At 60.4% G+C, this 19,625-nt stretch carries 13 protein-coding genes and 1 tRNA gene; 6 read left to right on the top strand and 8 right to left on the bottom strand.

Annotated features, from left to right (window positions below):
• On the top strand, positions 1 to 900 hold the full coding sequence (locus tag KF691_04190; protein MBX3388636.1) for a ParB N-terminal domain-containing protein: 900 nt from the start codon (positions 1 to 3) through the stop codon (positions 898 to 900).
• Between the two features lie 67 nt (positions 901 to 967).
• Here KF691_04190 and KF691_04195 read toward each other — a convergent pair whose 3' ends face one another.
• From KF691_04195 to KF691_04205, 3 genes are all read right to left on the bottom strand, one after another.
• A complete protein-coding gene (locus KF691_04195) occupies positions 968 to 4,363 on the bottom strand; it encodes a putative DNA binding domain-containing protein (GenBank protein MBX3388637.1) in 3,396 nt (1,131 codons plus the stop codon).
• Between the two features lie 888 nt (positions 4,364 to 5,251).
• A complete protein-coding gene (locus KF691_04200) occupies positions 5,252 to 6,760 on the bottom strand; it encodes a hypothetical protein (GenBank protein ID MBX3388638.1) in 1,509 nt (502 codons plus the stop codon).
• A gap of 458 nt (positions 6,761 to 7,218) precedes the next feature.
• Entirely contained in the window at positions 7,219 to 9,942 is a 2,724-nt protein-coding gene (locus KF691_04205) for a DEAD/DEAH box helicase (GenBank protein MBX3388639.1), read from the bottom strand.
• Positions 9,943 to 10,690: 748 nt separating this feature from the next.
• Here KF691_04205 and KF691_04210 point away from each other — a divergent pair.
• The 3 genes from KF691_04210 to KF691_04220 all read left to right on the top strand — a co-directional run bounded on the left by KF691_04210 (position 10,691) and on the right by KF691_04220 (position 13,280).
• Complete coding sequence (locus tag KF691_04210; protein MBX3388640.1) at positions 10,691 to 10,975, top strand: winged helix-turn-helix domain-containing protein; 285 nt, start codon at positions 10,691 to 10,693, stop codon at positions 10,973 to 10,975.
• The gene (locus KF691_04215) at positions 10,972 to 11,475 is read left to right on the top strand and encodes a DUF2924 domain-containing protein (protein ID MBX3388641.1); all 504 of its coding nucleotides are present in this window, start codon (positions 10,972 to 10,974) and stop codon (positions 11,473 to 11,475) included. The genes KF691_04210 and KF691_04215 overlap by 4 nt, the downstream gene beginning before the upstream one ends.
• 65 nt (positions 11,476 to 11,540) lie before the next feature.
• A complete protein-coding gene (locus KF691_04220) occupies positions 11,541 to 13,280 on the top strand; it encodes a recombinase family protein (protein ID MBX3388642.1) in 1,740 nt (579 codons plus the stop codon).
• A 24-nt stretch (positions 13,281 to 13,304) separates the two neighbouring features.
• Here KF691_04220 and KF691_04225 read toward each other — a convergent pair whose 3' ends face one another.
• The 3 genes from KF691_04225 to KF691_04235 form a co-directional block, all read right to left on the bottom strand.
• Positions 13,305 to 14,282 carry a type I restriction enzyme HsdR N-terminal domain-containing protein gene (locus KF691_04225; protein ID MBX3388643.1) on the bottom strand — a complete coding sequence of 326 codons (978 nt, stop codon included), beginning with the start codon at positions 14,280 to 14,282 and terminating at the stop codon, positions 13,305 to 13,307.
• Positions 14,283 to 14,489: 207 nt separating this feature from the next.
• A tRNA-Ser gene (locus KF691_04230) sits at positions 14,490 to 14,576 on the bottom strand.
• A 166-nt stretch (positions 14,577 to 14,742) separates the two neighbouring features.
• Positions 14,743 to 15,528 carry a phosphatase PAP2 family protein gene (locus KF691_04235; GenBank protein ID MBX3388644.1) on the bottom strand — a complete coding sequence of 262 codons (786 nt, stop codon included), beginning with the start codon at positions 15,526 to 15,528 and terminating at the stop codon, positions 14,743 to 14,745.
• Between the two features lie 58 nt (positions 15,529 to 15,586).
• Here KF691_04235 and KF691_04240 point away from each other — a divergent pair, with 58 nt between their 5' ends.
• Both KF691_04240 and truB read left to right on the top strand, forming a co-directional pair.
• Entirely contained in the window at positions 15,587 to 17,416 is a 1,830-nt protein-coding gene (locus KF691_04240; GenBank protein MBX3388645.1) for a glycosyltransferase family 39 protein, read from the top strand.
• Complete coding sequence (gene truB / locus KF691_04245; protein ID MBX3388646.1) at positions 17,413 to 18,132, top strand: tRNA pseudouridine(55) synthase TruB; 720 nt, start codon at positions 17,413 to 17,415, stop codon at positions 18,130 to 18,132. Before KF691_04240 ends, truB begins: the two co-directional genes overlap by 4 nt.
• On the opposite strand, the gene KF691_04250 is transcribed toward truB, so the two are convergent.
• Together KF691_04250 and KF691_04255 are read right to left on the bottom strand one after the other, a co-directional pair.
• Positions 18,129 to 18,422, bottom strand: a complete 294-nt coding sequence (locus KF691_04250) for a hypothetical protein (protein ID MBX3388647.1) — start codon at positions 18,420 to 18,422, stop codon at positions 18,129 to 18,131. The genes truB and KF691_04250 overlap by 4 nt on opposite strands.
• Entirely contained in the window at positions 18,419 to 19,621 is a 1,203-nt protein-coding gene (locus tag KF691_04255; protein ID MBX3388648.1) for a hypothetical protein, read from the bottom strand. The genes KF691_04250 and KF691_04255 overlap by 4 nt, the downstream gene beginning before the upstream one ends.
• Positions 19,622 to 19,625: the final 4 nt, after the last annotated feature.

Raw genomic sequence — 19,625 nt, forward strand, 5'->3', positions numbered from 1 at the left:
ATGCCAGAGGCTGTCCAGATGGCGTTTGATCCGAACGGCGTGATGGTCCCGATCGGACAGATTCTTCCCGTTCGTACGGTGCGTCCTGAGATGCGGAAGGGACAGCAGTATCTCAGACTCTTCGCGTCGATCCGGGAGATTGGATTGATCGAGCCGTTAATCGTTTACCCGCAGGAGGCATCCAGCGCCGACGAGCGCCGATTTACGCTTCTGGACGGGCATTTCCGCTTGGATGTCCTAAAAGAACTCGGGCGCACGGATGCCTTCTGTTTGATCGCCAAGGACGACGAAGCGTTCACCTACAACCACAAAGTGAACCGCATGGCCCCGATCCAGGAGCACTTCATGATCATGCGTGCGCTGGAGAACGGAGTTTCGGAGGAACGTATCGCCTCCACTCTTAGCGTTGATGCAAAGGCGATCCGAAACAAGCGGGACTTGCTCACCGGGATTTGCCCCGAAGCAGTGGTGCTTCTCAAGGACAAGAATGTCACCGCAAAGGGGTTGCGGGAGATAAAACGTGCGTCTCCGATGCGCCAGATCGAGATGGCGGAATTGATGATCGCTGCGAACAACTTCTCGACCGACTACGCCATGTGTTTGATCGCGGCGACGCCAGAGAAGGACCTTGTCGGCGCCGAAAAAACCAAGGTACTGCCCGGCATGAAGCCCGAGGATCTCTCGCGGATGGAACGGGAAATGGAACTGTTAGGAAAGGACTTCCTCTTGATCGAGGAGTCGCACGGGAAGAACACACTCAACCTCGTGCTGGCGGTCGCATACCTGCGAAAACTGCTCGACAACGCGGGCGTCGTGAAATACCTGTCTCAGCGATGCCCGGACATCCTGGGGGAGTTTCAAAAGCTCGTAGACGCGACAGATCTCCGCGGCGCCTATTAAGCCTTTGACCGGCTCGGCCCGAGATCGCTCCTGCATGGTGATCCGATAGGCTAGATCGCTTTGACCGTCAGATGAACCACGGCGTTTGCTCAAGTACCGGATGAAGCCGGAATTGGCCTCCTTGGCGTAGGAAAGCTGCCGTCAGATAGGCGATGGCGCCCGCATATTTTGTCGTGATCGGTTCGGCACAAAGCGAGTCTGTTGAACCCCAGTTTAACTTTGTGAGACTGAGGATCTGTACAGCCAAAGCACGTAGGTCGGGACGCGAGAACGGCTTTCCTTCCGGCGGCTCTGTTCGCACGTTCACCTCCAGGACTAGGGGTGTACCCAGGGATTTGCGGTAGGGGTTGAAGCCGGTTGTAGAGACGTAGATCTGATTCGGGGCGCCCACCACGTAGGAGCCTCTCGCAATCGAGCCATCCGTCTCCGGCCTTCGGTCGTAGAAGCGAAGGCCATGGTCGAGGTTGATCCACACGAAGGAGTACGTGCCATTCGGTCGAACCGATCGGGCCGCGCGGAGGAGCGCAAAACGCTCCGATCGCGAGAATTTCTTCGTGTAGTGGAAATGGATGTGCGGCGAATCCGACAGGCTTAGCCGCTTCATCGTGGCCGCCACCAGGCGAGCCATGTGTTGCTCCCGTTGGTCAAATCCGAAAGCCTCCGTGTTTGCGGAGTAGAACTCCCATTTGCCGTAAGAATTGAACACGTTGGCGTATCCCATGAGCCTTTCCCCAGGGCCACGTTCGCTCTGCGTGTACGAAAGCCCGATGAAGAAGTCGGCGTCAGGAATTGCGTCCGGAAGGACCCAAGGCGTCACGCCGCACTTTGCCGCGATGTTGAGCGCCAGGTTCAGATCTTTCCAGTCCGGGTTGATCAAGGTCGGTGTGTCAACCATCTGGCACGGGATACCGGCCTCCAAGAGACGTCGCTTCATTGCGTAGTAGGGCGATCCCTCGTCGTCGGTACTGAATCCTGCCTCGGGGGCTTCGATGAGAAAGAGACGCTGACGTTTGGAATCACCCGCCCAGGTTGGGTGCTCCTCGAGCAGCCGTCCACATTCGGCAACCATCTCCTGGATTGATGCCGTGGTGACGACGGTGTGGTAACCAAATCTGGCTCCAAACGTACGCTCTGAACCCTTGTACTTGTACTTGCCCACCTTCAGACGCTCGATGAGCGCAGCCATGCGGTCGCGGCTGTCCTGGGTACAGATGGGCACCAGCTCCAGTTGAGTCGGTTCGTGCGCATAAGAGCCGAATCGCGTGATGCCGTCCCGGATGTCGGGCGTCTGCTGATCTCCGTGAAAGAGCACTTTCGGCTCAGTCAAGCGAAACACTGCGAGCGACGTATCGGTTGAACCTCGCCGCGCGAGCCCCTTGGGTTCGGTGACGAGTTGAAGTCGGTTCGCTCCAAACTGAAGCGGAAACACCGTCTCAGCCAGCGCACTCGCCGCCGCTTGAGTGCGCTCGGCGCGAACCCGAGAGGCATCGGGCTGATTGGCCAAACTGAGCGTTTTCTTCACCTTGTGCAGGTCAAACCTCGGAGCCACCCGACGGAGCAGTCGATCGATGTGGCGCATCGGGAGATTCGGAATCACATCTGCTGTCCCGAGGCTCTTCTCGACGTTCTCAAACTCATCCATCGTGACCGTAACTAAACCCGCATCGATGCTCTTGATTCGTGCGGAGTGCCACCCGTTCCACTTGACCGTTGCACGCAGGCCGCCGAGCTCGTCTGCGCTGAAGTACTGCAGTAACGGCTGAACCGATAGGACATTCTTGATCTGGAGCTCGTAGTCCAGGCAAAGATACAACTGGTCGCCGTAGTCTCGGAATCTAAAGCTGAACGCCGGAAAGAACCGGACATGACTCCGAACGACCTCTGGGACATCGGCGTAGTCGGCACCTCGCCTGTGCGCCACGATGCGCCCGTGCGCCATTCGATCCACATGCCACTCGTGGCCACGAAGGCTATCTCGCAGCGTGCTGAACAATTCGTCGCGACGTTCGCGTATGGGTGATGCATCTGAGGGCGCCCCGCCTTCAGACACTATCTGTAGCGCGAATAGGTTAGCGTACTCGTCCGCCACTGGGACTTGTTCGTGCCGGTATTCGACTTCCCTGCGGGCGATGTCATTGAACAGTCGCACCTCAGTGTCGGCGTGCCCCAACCGGTACTCCGGTGGTGGGAGGCTCGCGCGAGCCATCTCGTCTCGCATTCTGAGCGTGCCCTCGCTGAGCACCTGGACATATGCAGCCCCCTCCGGGTCCCGCACGGTCTGAAGCCACGTTAGGAGCATTGGATTGTTTCGTACAGATTCCAACCGCGTGTCGCCGAGGCTAAACGACTCAGGCAGGTCCTTCCCTCGCTGCTTCAATCGCCCCGGATTTCGAACAACGAATGCATCCCGATACGTTTCGCAGATGATTGGTTCTGCGATCGCGTAGTCACGGTGAGCGACAGCGTTCACGATTGCCTCATCAACGGCGATCTGGGGGAATTCGGGAACATCTCGAAACCCACCCTCTGGGCGCCGAACCTGAAACGTGCGGAAAAACCCTGACTCTCGAAAGAAGGAACGCAGAGATCGCAATTGCTGCGTCGTGCTGCCAGCGAAGGTGCGATCGAACGTGGGTAGGCCCCTGCGCTCGTGGTCGGCCATCGCAGCATCAAAACGGATCAGCCGGATATTTCGTGCGGGCAGCACTCGCTCTGGGTTAGCACCGAAGAACAGCATCCCAGCGTTCGTGAAGAACTTGCCCTTGTCATCCTGGCCGACGGCACCAAGGTTCGCCAGCAATTCACTGTCGTTTCCGGAAAACGACCCTTGCTTGAGGCATTCCGATCGGTACTCCTTCAGAACGCCCGCGTCGACGGCAGACTCGACGAATGGGTCGCAGAACCGGCGCTCAAAGTCGACAATGCGCTTCGTCGCTTTGATTCGATCGCGGGCCGAATCGTCTCCCAGAATCGACTGCTTTCCCTGGCGGAGCCAGAACCGCGCATCGCGGCCAGCGGTTTCGCAAATGGCGTTGTCGACATACCCCGCGTAGTAAATCAGGACATCGCGAGCAACACCGTCACGATCAGGAAGTTGGTGGAGCTTCACTTCAATGTGATGGTTCTTCAATAACTGAGAGGGGTTGGATAGGCTGTTGTGAGCGTCCTCATCGAGATGGTCAAGCCCGACAATCTGCCCATCGATCGCGATTCCAAGCACCAGAACTCCACCCTCTTGGTTCACGTTGCTGAACGCGGACAGCGTTTTACGCACCAGCTCCTTCGTGCCCTCCAACTCCTTCTTGACGTCGCCTCGACTCTGCCCCGGGCGACCAGCCTCCTTTCGGTCGAAATGCTGGCCCTCGAACTGATCGTCCGTGGGCGCACAAAGAAACGTAATGTGCTTGGCGGGATCGTTGAATACCTCCCGCGGTGAGGGGCGCTTGGAATGAGACTGGGCCATCTGCGCGTCTGCCTTTCCGCCTTCCAGCCCCTCCGAAGTCATCCAAAGAGGTCAGGATGCTCTGCCAACTGCGCGGCTAGTTCTCGATCGTACCGGATCGATACAACTCTATATCCGCGACTCTCCAGCTCCCTTCGTACAGATTGGTCGCGTTGAGTTTGAACTGCACCGTCATGTACAGCTCCATCACAGAACACGCACACATTGGGGGTGTAGAAGAAATCCGGCAGGCATCGAGGGTTCTCAATGGCTTTCTGCGCCTCGTCCGGAAGCCGATGTCGGCCTGATGCGAGGGCCTCAAGGAACCGCCGTTCGATGTCAGACCGGGAGTCCGTGAGATGCGCAGCACAGCCAGCCCGTGTTCGAGGGGAAGATGTTCCACCAGTTCGATCATCGGTTCGGCACCTACGAAGGTCAGACTGCAGCACAACTCAGACAGGGCAAGCTGCCGGAAGTAGGAGATCAGGAGCACCGAGACCCCACCTTTGCCACGTTGCCATACTACTGGATTGGCGCGCAGGACGTAGAGGATGCGCTTCGTGGTCGCTGGCCATGCCAGTGGCTCCTTGCATGGCGAGACATTACATCCTCTGGTCTTGAACGAACGACAACCGCCACAATCCTGCCGCGAAGCGGCACTGATTTCACCATCAGAATCGGCTTCATCGACTCGGATCAACGAGCCATCGATGCTTCGCTACTTCTTGCAGAATTGAACTCGGTCATCTTTGATTACCTCTCGCGACAGTCGATCGGTGGCAATCACCTCTCTGACTACATACTCCGGCAGATTCCGACAGTTCATCCCTCCACTTTCCGAGCTCCTTGCCCGTGGAACGGCTCGGTTGAACTGATGGACTGGATCGCCCCGCGCGTGCTGGAACTGGTCTACACCGCCCATGACCTTGCGGACTTCGCTGGCGATTTGGGGTACGTCGAAGCCGACGGTAAAACGGTCAAGCCGCCTTTTCCCTGGGAACCTGCCCGGCGGTCTCTGGATTCTGTACATAGTCTAAGAGTGGATGCCTTGTTCATGTCTAGCACGCGCCGAACTGACAGCGACCAGGGATTGCCACGAGGTCCTAAACCTTCGTTGTCCAGCACAGGCAGTCGCTCGTGGATGGCGCGCACAATCGCTGCATCCCGTACCGTACGAAGGATCTTGCAAGTCAAGGTGTTTGGCGAGAGCAGCCGAATGTCCTCCGCGCCCTGCGTGAATCGCCGCGCGACGTCATATAGGTGACGCACGCGTCTGGCCAAAAAGACGAACTCTGCCCGGCTTACCAGCTTTGCCTGACCGCAAGTTGTCAGAAGACAGAACTTGGCAGCGTGGTGGACCGCCGGGAACACGAACTCCTCATTCTCGAAACTGAATAGGCTCGCCAGCGTCCGCGTCTGAACAAGGTCGCCGAAGTACAACTTTGTGGTATCGTCCGTAGCGATGCCCGTGGGCACGATAATGCCCGCGCGGCCGCCGGGCGCGGTCAAGTTACGGTTGAGCTCCGCAAAGACGGCATACGTGTTGATGTCTCCGCGCCCGCAGAACGGATAGCGCCCGCTGTGCCGCAGGAAGAGGCTCGCCCCCTCGGCCCCGCGCATCGCGGCAGTGAACTCCGAATGCAGAAATGGATTCTCCTGCGGCAGGCGCTTAATGAGCGCCGACCGCGCTGCCTTGTTGGGCGCCGTGGCGATGCGGTTGTCGCGGGCCGCGAAGAACTCCTGCTCCTGGAGCTTCACCCGCTCCCAGGGGGGGTTCGAGAGCATGACGTCGAATCCGCCGTCCTCAAAGACCTCCGGGAACTCAAGTGGCCAGTGGAAGAAACGCTCCGTCGCCGCGAGGCCCTCGGCCATGCCGATGGTCTGATGCGTGACGCTGCCCGATCGCCCGCCCCCGGCCGCGAGGTCATGGATAGCCCCGGTTGTGATTGGCGGGGCAGTTCCGGCTGTGGTGGTCAGCGGCTGAAAGAACGCGGCGGTCCATAGGTTGCACAGGCGTCGGAGCGAGACAGCCACCGGTGAAGCCCTGGTCGCCGAGAACGCGTCGCGCTTGCGCCTGATCAACTCCGGCGAGTCATCCTCGATGGCATCCACCTGGCGCGCGTGCCCGCCGAGGCGCTTGAGCGACTCCACGGCGTCCATCTGGTAGAGCCCGGGCCGGTCGCGCTCCCCGCGGTTGCGTTTCGCGGCTGCACGGGCCGCGGCCTTGTCGTCGCCCTCCAGGGGTTCAAAGGCCTTGTCGGGAATCCCCTGCTTGAGCACGTCAAGATCGAATACCCCGATGAGCGAGTCGCCGCACCGAATGCGGTGATCGAGGAAGGTGAGCGGCCGCCCCTCGGCGTGGCTCTCCAGCCAGAGCGCCACGCGGCACAGATCCACGGCGAGCGGGTTGCGGTCCACTCCGTAGATGCAGTGGCTGACCACATCGCGGATGGCCTCGCGGAGGCGGCCACGCGCCCGAGTTCTTGCCGTGCGCCCACGATGTGGATGGGCGGGGCATCCTCGGGCTCGCCGGCGCGGTGGGAGACGGCGAACGACAAGCCGTCAACGTCAAGGGCACGGGCGTTGTACCGTGGTTCGTATCCGAGCAGGCCGAGGAACGGGATCATCCAGGCATCGCGAGTGACGGTGGTGCCGATGTCGGAGTCGTCCAGGCGGGAGAGGCGATTCTGGAACACCCCCCACATCGCACGGGCGTCCGCGAATGCGGTGGCAATCTCATCCGTTAGGTTGCGCTTCCCCTCGATGCCAAAGTCGGCCACCCGCTGACCCGGCAAGTCACCGGAGGTGAGCCTGTCTAGCAGGTCGGGGCCGAGTAGGCCACCTTCGATCCGGATGGAAGGGTGTGTCGCCATCAGTTACACCACCGGCTGCATCACCAGAACCCCGAGCAGATCCGGCGGGAGCTGCGGGCTGACCTTGAGATCGCGGACTTTCATCGAGACCGCCTGACGTACACGTTTGTGGCCGCGCTCCAACTCTGATGCCCGGGCATCGATTCGTGTCTGGACCTGTGTGTTGAGGGGCGGCCAGGATTCGAGGGCGGTAGCTATGAGTGTCCGCTTCTCGTTCATCGCCACGTTGGCATCGGGCTTCGCGTCAGCAAGCAGTGCCAGTGCCGCGCCATCCTCGAGCCAGGTCGCGCCCCTGGTCGTGGCAGTGAACCCCTCCACGACGACCTCCTCAGCGAGCAAAGGCACGCGGTCCGGTTGGTTCACCAGGTAACGAACGCGGAGGAGCGCGATCGTGGTCAATCTGGAAACGGCCTTCGTGCGGATGACTCCGCACCGGGCGGCGACCGCCTTGCCAGCCTTGGTCAGGGCCTCCTCCATGAGGTACCGTGCGAGCGTCGCCACAAATCGATGGTTCCTCCCGAGGTACTCCGTGTCACTGTCATTCGGGGAGCTAAACGTGACGAGCCAGTGGCCAGCTCTGTTAGGTGGCAACGCGAAGCGCACGGCGGCAGGAACGCTAGCGGTTGCTGCATCGCTAACCGGGATGCGGAACACGTCGGCTCGCTTCTCGGCCATCACGTTCATCCCGATCCGTTGCGCCGCTGCGAGGACGAACTCTCGTACGGCGGCCGGATCGCCGAGCACGGCATCAGTTCGATCGAGCTCTTGGCGCACTTCCGCAGGCTTAAGCGCCCGCTGAGCGAACCGCGTTCGGTTAACTCGCTCGCGCTCCGCATCACGCTCCCACCGATGGTGCAGGCTCGTCACATCCGGGCTTGCGTTTCCGAAGTCGAGCAGAGGCTGATCGGCGTCGGCCGCACGGCCGCGCAGGAAGAGCGCACTGAGCACTGCCTGGGTGACCGTTTCGCTCTCTTCTGGCACAGGAACGTGGGTACCCAGAGTCCGATGGATCTCCGTCGCCTTGTTGAGCAAGACATCGAGGACGACACCGTCCACGGGATTGTCCGAGCTGAAGAATCGAATGGAACGCACCGTTCTCGACGGTTGGCCATATCGATCCACCCGGCCCTCGCGTTGTTCGAGCCGGTTTGGATTCCAAGGGAGGTCGTAGTGGAGAACGGCATTGAAGCCCTGCTGGAGGTTGACGCCCTCGCTCAAGCAATCGGTGGCCACGAGTACATGGCGCGGATACGACTCGACTTCCTGGATGATGGTCATTCGCTCGTCGTCGGTCATACGACCGGTGACAGCGACGACACGAACCCCAGGCACGGATCGTTCCAGGCGTTTGCTCAATCCCGCGGCCAAATACTCAGCAGTGGCGATGTACCGACACCAGACGATCGGATTGAACCCGTCCTTGAGGAGCTTCACTAGCAGGTTGGCACATTCGGTGAGCTTTGTGTCGCCGTCAGACCCGTGAAGCGATTGCGCAAGCCTCGCCAGGTCGCGCAGCCGCCGCCGTTCTGCTTCAGCCAGGGTCGCCTCGGTCGCTTGGACCGGTGGTGCGGGCTGTTCGTCATCGGTGCGGTCTTCGCTCGATTCGAACACGAATGGCCGGAAGTCAGCTTCATCGTCTGACTCCGCGACGTTGTCGTGCCGCGATTCGAGCGCCGCCAACGCCGCCGCCGGGCTCGACATCACACACCGCAGGAGCGCGAGGGCGCCCCAATACCGGACGCGCTGATGGCGTTCCCCCAAAGAACCTCCAGATTTCACGAGTTCACAGCAGAAGTCGTACGTCTTGCCGAAGAGGTCCCGGTACTTCGGTGAAAGCCTGTATGTCTCGTCCTTCGGCTCCCGCTTTGGGAAGCAATGCGATCCCTCCCAGTCGCTCTCGATGTCTCGTCGCGTCCGCTGAACAAAGTGCCGCGCGAGCTCGATGCGCTGGGCTTCGTTCATGGAAGTGGTGTCGAAATCGGCGAACTCCGGCTTCAACAGAGACAGCAGTGAGCGAAACGCGCTCTCCACGCCGCTGTGAGGGGTGGCTGTCAGCAGAACGAGGTGCTGGTCAGACCTCGCTGCGAGCTCTTGCACGAGCGCATGCCGCTGGTGCTGAGATTCGCTGCCATTGTCAGCGACCGCCGAGCCATGGGCTTCGTCCACGATGACGAAGTCGGGACAGTCCAGTAGGAAGAGATGGCGGTTGCGCTCTGTCTTGACAAAGTCGATGCTGGCGACCTGTATGGCATAGTGCTTGTAGATGCTTGCTTGTCCGACCTTTCGGCGCTCCAGTTGTCCGACTGTGCCCGAGCGAATCACCACGGCGTCGAGGTTGAACTTTTCAGCAAGCTCCTTTTGCCACTGCTCGCAGAGGTACGGTGGGCAGAGGATGCAGATCCTCTTGATCTCGCCACGCTCCAGCATCTCTCGGGCAATCAGCAAGGCTTCGATGGTTTTGCCGATACCCACGTCGTCGGCGATTAGCAGCCGCACCGGGGCCATCCGCAGCGCCATCAACAGGGGGACAAGCTGGTAAATGCGTGGCCGAATGGAGATTCGACCGAGGCACCGGAATGGAGTGGCGCCCTCGCGCAGGGTTAGCCGCGCGGCCTGCCACAGGAGTTGAGCGCCGGCGGCGTCGGACAGATCGTCGACCGAAGGGAGCGGAAAGGTTGCTGATCGAACTCGTTCCTCGTCAAAGGTGTGGGGCACCAGTTCTGTCAACTGTCGATGGACCGCGACCACCTCATCTGTGGCCCCCGTGAGCGGGCGCAAAAGGCAGGATTCGGGTTGGTCACTTGGAAGAAGGACCCACTCTCGGTTGCGGCATCGAACAATCGAGCCCGGGTTCATGCGTCCCCCTGATTGGCTTCGAGTCCGTACTGAGATGCAATAGTGTTGCCCACACGATCCTCTCGGTTCCAGCGTTCAACGGCCCTCGGCCGGACGCCGACCAGGGATTGATTTGCTTTCATAGTACGGGATTTGTCCGCTCCGTGACGGCTCAAGGCAGTCCGTGCAATTCGAGCCCTTTGCTGGCGGTCGGACAGCTGCAGCAAAGTTATTCCCGGCGGTCGCGGCCGGGATATGCACCATGTAGTTGCCAGCGAAAGTGATCCCTGCCCTTAATGACCTTGATTCGATCTATTCATGCGACTTTCAATGGCGGCGTGCGCGCACGGTGACGGCAATCGAGCGAAATCGACGTAATTGCCTTGCAATACGACTCGGTCCTTGCCCTCATGTTGGTTGCATCGTTGACGACTTGCCGGACTTGAAAAGACGCCCAATTTGGCGTCACCAGCGACTCGGGGCGATGCGAAGGAGCCGCGTCATGACATCTAGAAAGCAGACGACTAGCGCATCGACCAAGAAGCCCCGCCGTGGACGCATTACCGTGTCGGTTGCCCCGCCCCGTGCTCAAGCGCCATTGAACATCGCGGCAATTGCTAGAGCCAGCTCCCAGCCTCGCATGAGCGCCCTCGATGCCGCGGCCGAAGTTCTCGGTCGTCTTGCAAAGCGAGACGCAGTGACTGGCATGAGCGTAAAAATCCTGATCGAGCGAATGGAGAAGGCGGGCCTTTGGAAAAGCGCAGGCGGAAAAACTCCGGATGCGACGCTGTACTCCGCGATCATTCGCGAGATAAAGATCCGCCGTTCTGAGTCGCGTTTCCGCCGCGTTTCTCCTGGAAAATTCACACTGGCAGTTGACGCGAATAAGAAAGGATATTCGAAAAAGACGGAGTCGAAGCGGTGAAGTCTGCCAAGACAACAAAGCACGCAGTTGACCTGGCGATACTCCCCTCGATGTCATTTTCCGAGTTGTGCAAAGTTTGGGCTCGCCATTTCAGTCAGTCGAAGCCACCGTCTCAGAGAAGATTGCTGGTTCGAGAAATCGCGTGGCGGCTTCAGGAGAAGCAGCGGGGTGGATTCGATCCCTTAACCAAACGACTCTTGGATGCGGCCATGCGCAGCGTGCAGAGTCGAGCTCAACCGGAAGAACAGCGCGGCAGAGAAAGGCGACTGGGCACAAAGTCGGTCATCCGTCGGCATGAATCCCCTATCCAACTCAAGCAAGGCACACGGTTGCTTCGGAAGTGGCGCGGCGTCACTTATGAGGTCGTCGTGCTCGAACGCGGATTCCGGTTTCGTGAGCGAGAGTTTGCCAGCTTAAGTCAAATTGCTATGGCAATCACTGGCACGCACTGGTCTGGCCCTCGGTTCTTCGGATTGCGGCGAAGGAGTCGTGCCGCATAACGGGTCCGCGATTGGCGCTGGCCACCCGGAAACGACTCGTCAGCGCTTCAAGCAAAGGAGTTAGAATGACCATTGTGCGATGCGCGGTCTACACGCGCAAGTCGAGTGAGGAAGGTCTGGAACAAGCCTTCAACTCGTTGGACGCTCAGCGAGAGGCCGGGCATGACTACATTCGCAGTCAGAAGCATCAAGGCTGGATTGCGGTCAACGGGCAGTATGACGACGGAGGCTATTCCGGCGGCAGCACGGAACGGCCGGGACTCCAGAAACTCCTGGAAGATATTCGTGCTCGCCGTGTGGATGTCGTTTTGGTGTACAAGGTCGATCGGCTGTCGCGATCGCTCGCCGATTTTGCGCGGCTGATGCAGATCTTTGACGAGCACCACGTGAGCTTTGTTTCGGTCACGCAGCAATTCAATACGACCACTTCCATGGGACGGCTTACGCTCAACATGCTGTTGTCCTTCGCGCAGTTCGAACGGGAAGTATCGGGAGAACGCATCCGCGACAAGATTGCAGCGACCAAGAAGAAGGGAATTTGGGTCTGTGGTCAGCCGCCGCTGGGATATCGCCTGCCCAAAAAGGAAGAGGAACGGCGGCTGTGGGTTGTTCCGAGCGAAGCCACGCTGGTTCGGACGATCTATCAGCAATACATCGAATCAGGCGAGTTGGTTGGAATTGCCGAGCGATTGAACGCGAAAGGGCACGCCACCAGGAAGTGGCAGAGTTCAAAGGGGCGATGGCACGGCGGGCGCTCACTGACGGCTAAATACATTTATCGTGTCCTGACGAATCCGGTTTACCTGGGCAAGATCACGCACACTCGTCAGGGCAACACGGAAGTGTGGGATGGCCTGCACGAGGCAATCGTCGATCGTCGAACATGGGATGCCGTTCAATCCAAAATGGAAATCGCTAATCGCGATGTTCGTCATCGGTGGACGCATACACACCTACTGAAGGGCTTGCTCAGAACACACGCGGGTCATGCGATGAGCCCGACAAGCGTGCGGCGTGCATCAAAGGGAATGTCCAAGAAGGAAAATCAAACGCGGCTCGTTCGTTACTACGTCAGCCAGCAGGCGATAAGGCAGGGATACCGCTCATGCCCTATCGGATCACTAAATGCGGCTCACATCGATGAATTGGTGCGCGCCGTAGTGATGAACTTCATTGCGGAAAAGCACTCGGCAAACTGGAGCAGCCTCACGCCTGAAAAGCGAGACCACTTCATCCGAGAAGTGATTCGAGAGGTTGTGGTTGCACCCGATCATCTCGAGATCCAAATCAACGAGAGGAAGAGTGGAACGCACGCAGAGGAACCTTCTGCGATCTTGCGAAAGGACATGTTGCTACAGCAACCAAGAACTTTAATGCCGATCTGTCCAATCAAGCCGGAGGTGAATCGCCGAGAGGGTGTGACCATCCTGCGTCTGTCCGTTCAAATCAAGAAACTTGATGGCCGCCGTATGTTGCTGGCACCGGATGGACGCGAGCTTGTCGTGCAGGCCGATGTGGCAGGACAACCGTTGCCGAGGGAACACTTGGTTCGCGCGATTGGACAAGCTTTCTTCTGGCTGCGGGAAATCATCGAGAATGGCAAGTCGGTGCGGGACATCGCGCGTGGCGAAAGGCTGAGTGCTTCCCGAGTGCACAATCTTCTCCACCTCACGCGGCTCGGCCCCGCCGCACTCAAGGCCATCTTGACGGGGGCAGTTCGGCAGACTTTGCAATTGAGCGAGGTGAGTGGAATAGCCCAGCAGCTTGACTGGCGCCGCCAGGCACAGATGCTCGAAAGTCGTTAATCCCGTTTCGACAACATTTCCACGCTACATTCGCGTGCTGCACAGCTGCTCCGGACGGAGTAGATCGAGAAACGCCGTATCCGCTTCTCGATACGCGGATAGCTGGAACTTACCGCTCAGCATCGTTTCGTATTCATGGCCTTTGCGTCGGTCATAGATCTCGTATCGATCGCCGTCAGTAACAACGACAATCAGGGCGCCAGTTTGCATGGCGTAGTCCATGCCTTGCCGTCGAGCGCTCGTGCGTTCCGATTCCACCGCGATCGTTCTTTTTACTTCGAATATTGCTGCCGTCTTCCGGTCTTGCGTAAGCACGCATAGATCGATCCGGCCTTGCTGAAAAACGATCGAATCTGCCCGAAATCCAAGAGCTACAAGAAAGTCCTTTACGACATCCTCGTGATTCCGTTCGGGAAGGCCAGCAACAGACCGAATTCGCGCCAGGAGCCCTTCGGGATTTGAAACCGGGGGCAAGATCGTCGGCACGGCGGTCACGCTCGTCGCATTCGGGACTACTGCGTGCCCACCTCCTCGCTCGATATTGATATCCCTGGAACGCAGGCCGCCGTGGTAACCAAGCTTTCGCAGCTGGGTGCGAATCCGTTTGCCCGCGCTCCTGTCACCCTTGGATGCAACCAGTTCCTTCAAAAGCGATTCAATCTGAGCATTGTCAATCACAGGCTGTTCGTCATCGTCCCAAGGGGCTCGATATTGGGCAGCAGCCAATCGACGCCGTGCGGTGTCGCGCTCTGATGGCGTGAAAAAACTGCGCCATTCGGGCTTGAGCACGATCGCTTCTACCGTGAGATCTAACCGTTTCTTTCCCCACAGTGTCGTAAATCCCTCAGATGGTTCCCGTTTCGCAAGAAGCGTTCGTACCGCTTCAAACGCATTTGAACTGGTGACCATGCCCATAAACCCAATGGGGTTGTAGCCGATTCTGCGGCACTCGTTTACAACTTCCTGCAGCGCGGCTCTGAAATCGAACTCGTCGTCGTCCATATCGGCATGTTACCGTGAAATAGAAGCGTGCTAAACGAATGCACTTCCATATGTTGCCCTTTAGACGCTCGTCTCCAAAGTGCGACATATCCGGCCCCACCCAAAACGCCAATCGTCTGAGCAAACAAAAAACCACGCATTACACGCGTGGTTTCGCGACAATCCACCGATAGACGATGCACCTCGCGGGTGCTTCAAAGATCAAAGCGGAGAGGGGGGGATTCGAACCCCCGATACACTTGCGCGTATACAGCATTTCCAGTGCTGCTCCTTCAGCCGCTCGGACACCTCTCCGGAGAAGGGCGGGAGTTTAGGGCGGTATTCGCCCGGCGTCCGAACGGCTGCGTTCACTTCATCCGGCTCACGATCGATGCGGCATTCGCGCAAAAGCGATGTTCTGCGACGCGGCATTCGCGGTAAAGCATCGTCTTCGCTCTGTCGCATTGAAATCGCGTTGAGACTACGCCGCCGCCGAAGCGGTTGCGACCGCTGCGCTGGGAACGAGGCGTGCAACGAGCCGCGAACCCCAGCGCGATCTCATCGCGACGGAGGCCACCCACCAGCCGATCCCGGCGCCGACGAACACGTCGCTGGGGTAGTGTGCGCCGAGCACGACGCGCGCGATGCACACCACGATCACCAAGCCGACGCACAACCAACGCAGCCTTGGATACAGGATCGTGAGGGCGACCGCGAGCGATGCGGCGGCGAGCGCGTGGCTGCTCGGCATGGACCACAGATCGCTGGCGACGCCGCTGCTGTAATCCCAGGCGTGGATGAGAGCAAGGCTGCCGTCCTTGAGTTCGACAGGGTATTTTCCGACGGGGCCGAGGATGTGCATCGGATCGTCGAAGAGCGGGCGCGGGCGGCCGATGAAGATTTTGAGCAGGTGTCCGGTGATGCCGGTGGCGCATGCCGCGACGATCCAGTCGAAGATGCGTGCGCGTTTCCACTCGCGCGGGCGCGAATCGAGGATCACGAAGGCGATCATGAGGATGACGATGCTGCTGATCGCGCCGAACTGTTGGAGAAACTCAAGCTCGCGGCGCAGATCGCCGCCGGTCCGATGGGAGTAGACCCACCCGCGCACCGCGCCGTCGAGCGGGATGAGGCAGAGGCCGATCGCGATGGGCAACACGGGCCAGTAGCCGGGGCCGGAAGAAGGCGTGCCGAGGCGAGCCCGAGGGGAAATCGGCGGAAAATCGGGGGTTGTTGCGCTGTGATGCGCGCGCTCCGCGGGTTCCATCGCTCCGGATTGTTGCAGGGCGCTTGACACCTTGCACGGGCGGCCTTCCAATTCACGCTTGGATTCCGCCGGTGATCTGCTCCGCACTCCGCACGCGCTCGAATCGGGCGCGCCGTCCATCTTTCGTCGGATCGCGGAATCTACGTGGTCGCTGCCGTTGATTTTGTTGTTGTGCCTCGCGGCGTACATCCCGGGCTTGTTCACGATTCCGCCGATCGATCGCGACGAGGCTCGCTTCGCGCAGGCCAGCCGGCAGATGTTCGAGAGCGTCGCGCTGCCGGAAGGTGCGCGGGATTCGGCGCGGCACGGCGGGGGGCTGGCTGTTCCGTATGTGCAGGATCGTCCGAGATTGAACAAGCCGCCGCTTGTCTACTGGTTGCAAGCCGCGAGTGCCGCGGTGTTTTCCGGGGGTGATTCGAAGTTCGATGCGATCTGGATGTATCGAATTCCGGGCGTGCTGTGTGCAATCGGGGCGGTCGCGGCGACGTGGCGGATGGCGCTCTCGATGACGGGAAGAACGACGGCGTTTGTCGCGGCGATCGGATTGGCCCTCAGTCCGGTCGTCATTCTCGATGCGCATCAGGCCCGGGCGGATCAACTGCTGCTGCTTTGTGTGGTTCTCACGCAATGGGCGCTCTGGCGGATCGTGAGGGGCGCGAGATCGCTGCCGATGGTTGCGTTGTTCTGGGTATTGATCGGGCTGAGCGTGCTGGCGAAGGGGCCGATTGCGCCGATGATCGCTGCTCTGACCGCGCTCGCGTGGAGCTTCGCACGCCGCGAATGGCGATGGCTTCTGGCTTTGCGTCCGTTGCTCGGGGTGGTGATCGTGGCGCTCGTGGTCGGCCCGTGGGTTTACGCGGTTGCGGCGCGAGTGGGCTTTGAGAACTACTGGAACACAATTTGGAACGAAACGATCGGGCGGAGCATCGAGGGGAAAGAGGGGCACTGGGGGCCGCCAGGGTATCACCTGCTGCTGTTGTTTTTCCTGCTCTGGCCGATTTCACTCGGGATTCCCGGTGCGATCGGTTCGTTCGGGAAATCGACGCGTCCAGGCGGCGATGGAAGAATGCGGGCGGGCTGGCGCGAGCGGCTGCGGCAATCGTGCATCGCGCGACCGCGCGACGCGTTCCTGCTGGCGTGGATCGTTCCGAGCTGGATTGTCTACGAAGCGATCAGCACGAAGCTTCCTCATTACACACTTCCGTTGTACCCGGCGATGTGCATACTCGCGGCGGCGTGGCTTGTCGATCTCGCGGCGAGCGGAGAAACGAAGCCGGCGGGCGCCTTCCTGCATCTGACGCGATTCTGGTTCGGTACCGGGCTCGTCGTCCTGATCGCACTCGGCGCACTGGCGCTCTCACCGTCCTGGTGGGGACAACTTGGCTGGTGGGCAAGCAACCTGGCGGGGGAGACATCGCCCCGCACAAGCTGGTGGTTGGTCGTGCCGATCGTCTTCATGCTGGTGCTTTTCTTCGCAGCGGGTCGGCGGCTTGAGCGGATGCGAGCGGTTGATTCGATCTGCTTCGCGGCGGGCGCGGCGATCATCGGCTTTGGGTTGCTGCTCGGCGCGGTCGCACCGGTGGCGCTCATGCTGCCGACCCGGGTTGTGAAGGCGAGCGGCGCGCAGGGCGTGGATTTACCGGTGACGATGAGCGGGTACACCGAAGACAGCCTGATATTCCTGACGCGCGGGCGTATTCAGAAAGAGGACAACTCGGTGGCGGGGCCGAGAGTACGGATTGTGAGCGGGCGTGAGGAACCGAGCGCTGATGAGCGGAATCGCGCGATCATCCTGCGCGGATTGAATATTGCCAAGGGACGGTGCGAGACGGTGTTGGTCGTGCCGCCGGAAAAGGGATCGAGTCAGGTTGGCGAGAGCGTTCGATGACCAACGTCTCGCAACATCTTCCAACCCCGTTCGGGCTTCTCGTCGTCGACAAGCGAGAAGGATTCACCTCGATGGACGTGTGCGCCATCATTCGGGCGCGGCTCCGGCGGGGCGGCGCACCCAAGCGCATCAAAGTCGGGCACGCGGGCACGCTCGATCCGCTGGCAACGGGTGTTCTGGTGGTGCTGGTCGGCAAGGCGACGCGCGCGGTCGGCGAACTGATGGCGACGGAGAAGGAATATTCGGCGACGGTGGACTTGTCGCGCACTTCGACGAGCGACGATCTCGGCGGTGAAGTGTCAAACGTGCAAATCGAGGCAGTTCCGGACCGCGAAACGGTCGAACACGCACTCGAGGCTTTTCACGGCGACATCATGCAGTTGCCACCGCAGTTCTCGGCGATGAAAGTGGGGGGAGAGCGGGCGTACAAGCTGGCGCGCGAAGGAACGCACGCGCCGCTCGCGCCGCGCCCCGTCCGGATTCACGCGATCAACATGACCTCGTACCACTGGCCGCTGGCAGAGATTCATGTCCGCTGCGGCAAGGGCGTGTACATTCGGAGTCTGGCACGGGACTTGGGAAAATCTCTCCGCTGCGGAGGGCTGCTCGCATCGCTGCGCCGGACGCGTGTCGGCGCGTACGAAATCGGGATGGCGCGCACGCTCGATCAGTTGCCGCAAGTCTTGACGCAGGAACACCTAGCGCCTCTCCCTTAGGTTTGCTCTTGGACGGCGAGCGCTTTGAGAATTGCGATCGAGAGTTCGGTGTTGGCGCAGACGCAGCGCACGTTTCCGCCCGAAAAAAGAATAGAGGCTTGCAGCGCCGGGATTTCCAACACGCCGTCATCGCGAACGATCGATTCGAGTTCGTGCGGCAGGTCTGTCGCACGCGCGTGCAGCTCGCGGCGCGTGCCTCGATGAACCACAAAGACGTTTGGAACCGAGTGCTCGGCGAGCAGGCCCGCGAGAGCCCGCAATCTCGGGTTCGGCTCGCGGGTCTGGTTCAATCTTCGTCGTCCGCTTCGCGCGATGCCGCGGCATCAACGGGATTCGCTCCGGCGCTCGGATCGGACGGCATCGCGGTGCCGGGGACAACTCCCGGGACCCAGATGTCAGAAATTGCCTGGCCATCGACGACTCGCCGGAGGAGCAGATAGATTATGGTGCAGCCGGAAAAGATCACGCTGAAGGCGTACGCCGCGGCGATCAGTAGCGGGAGCCCGATCCAGAGCCGCAGGAACCATTCGGCGGCGCCGGACGGAGTTGCCAGAGGATCGGAAAAAAGGCGGGGAGGCTGTTTGGCCCATGCGCTCGCGGCGGCGACCGCGAAGGAAGTGATTCCCGACGAGACAGCGACTGCCGCGGCGACTGCGAGCATCCCGACCATCACGGTCAGGATGACATAGAGCGCGTAGCGGAGAGGACGAGCGGGAACGTAGGCGAATGCGCGCTGCATGGCTTCGATCGCATCCGCGTCCTCGCAGGCAACAGCAGGAACAAGGAGGGGCGAACCGAGGACGGTGAGGACGATCAGCGCGACGGCGAGCGTCGCACCGAGGAGCGCAAGGACGAAGAGCACGGCGCCGATGATCTGCGTCCACGCGAACGAAAAGAGAGCCCAGCCGGAGGCGGCGATCGCGAGCCAAACCAGAGCCGCGATGAGGAGGGGACCGGCGAAGCAGAGCAGAAGAGAGTGCCACCTCTTGAGTGAGAAGCCGAGAGCTTCGACCCAGGAGATGCGTACGCCGTGCGCGAAGTCGCACGCGGCGATTCTCGCAATTGCACCGCCGGCAATGAGGAGCACGGCGATTGAAAGGATGCCGATGAGCGAACCCCACGAGAAGTAATCCCACAGGACGCGCGGGATACGCACGACCGCTTCGAAGGCGTTCTGCCACGCGGCGCCGTCCGCGCTCTGGATTCCCCGCATTCCCTCGCGCCAGAAGCCCGAAGCGCCGCGTTCGATCTCGTCGCTGAGAATCGTCCCGAGTGAAGGATCGCGGCTTGGCTGCCACAGCTTGGTGAGGTCGCCGATGAGGCTGGCGGCAAGAAGCCCGAAGAACCCGATCGTAATGCTCGCGGGTCGTAGCGCGAGCGCCGGGACTCGGAGCAGTTTGGGCCAGAGGAGGTCTTCGGTGAGATCGGCAAGCGCGACGGGCCGGCTCATCCGAGTGGCGCCGTTCTGGACCGTGGGTGGCTTGTTCATGCAG

This window comes from Phycisphaeraceae bacterium (assembly GCA_019636555.1).
In the GTDB taxonomy this organism is placed as follows: Bacteria; Planctomycetota; Phycisphaerae; order Phycisphaerales; family UBA1924; genus JAFEBO01.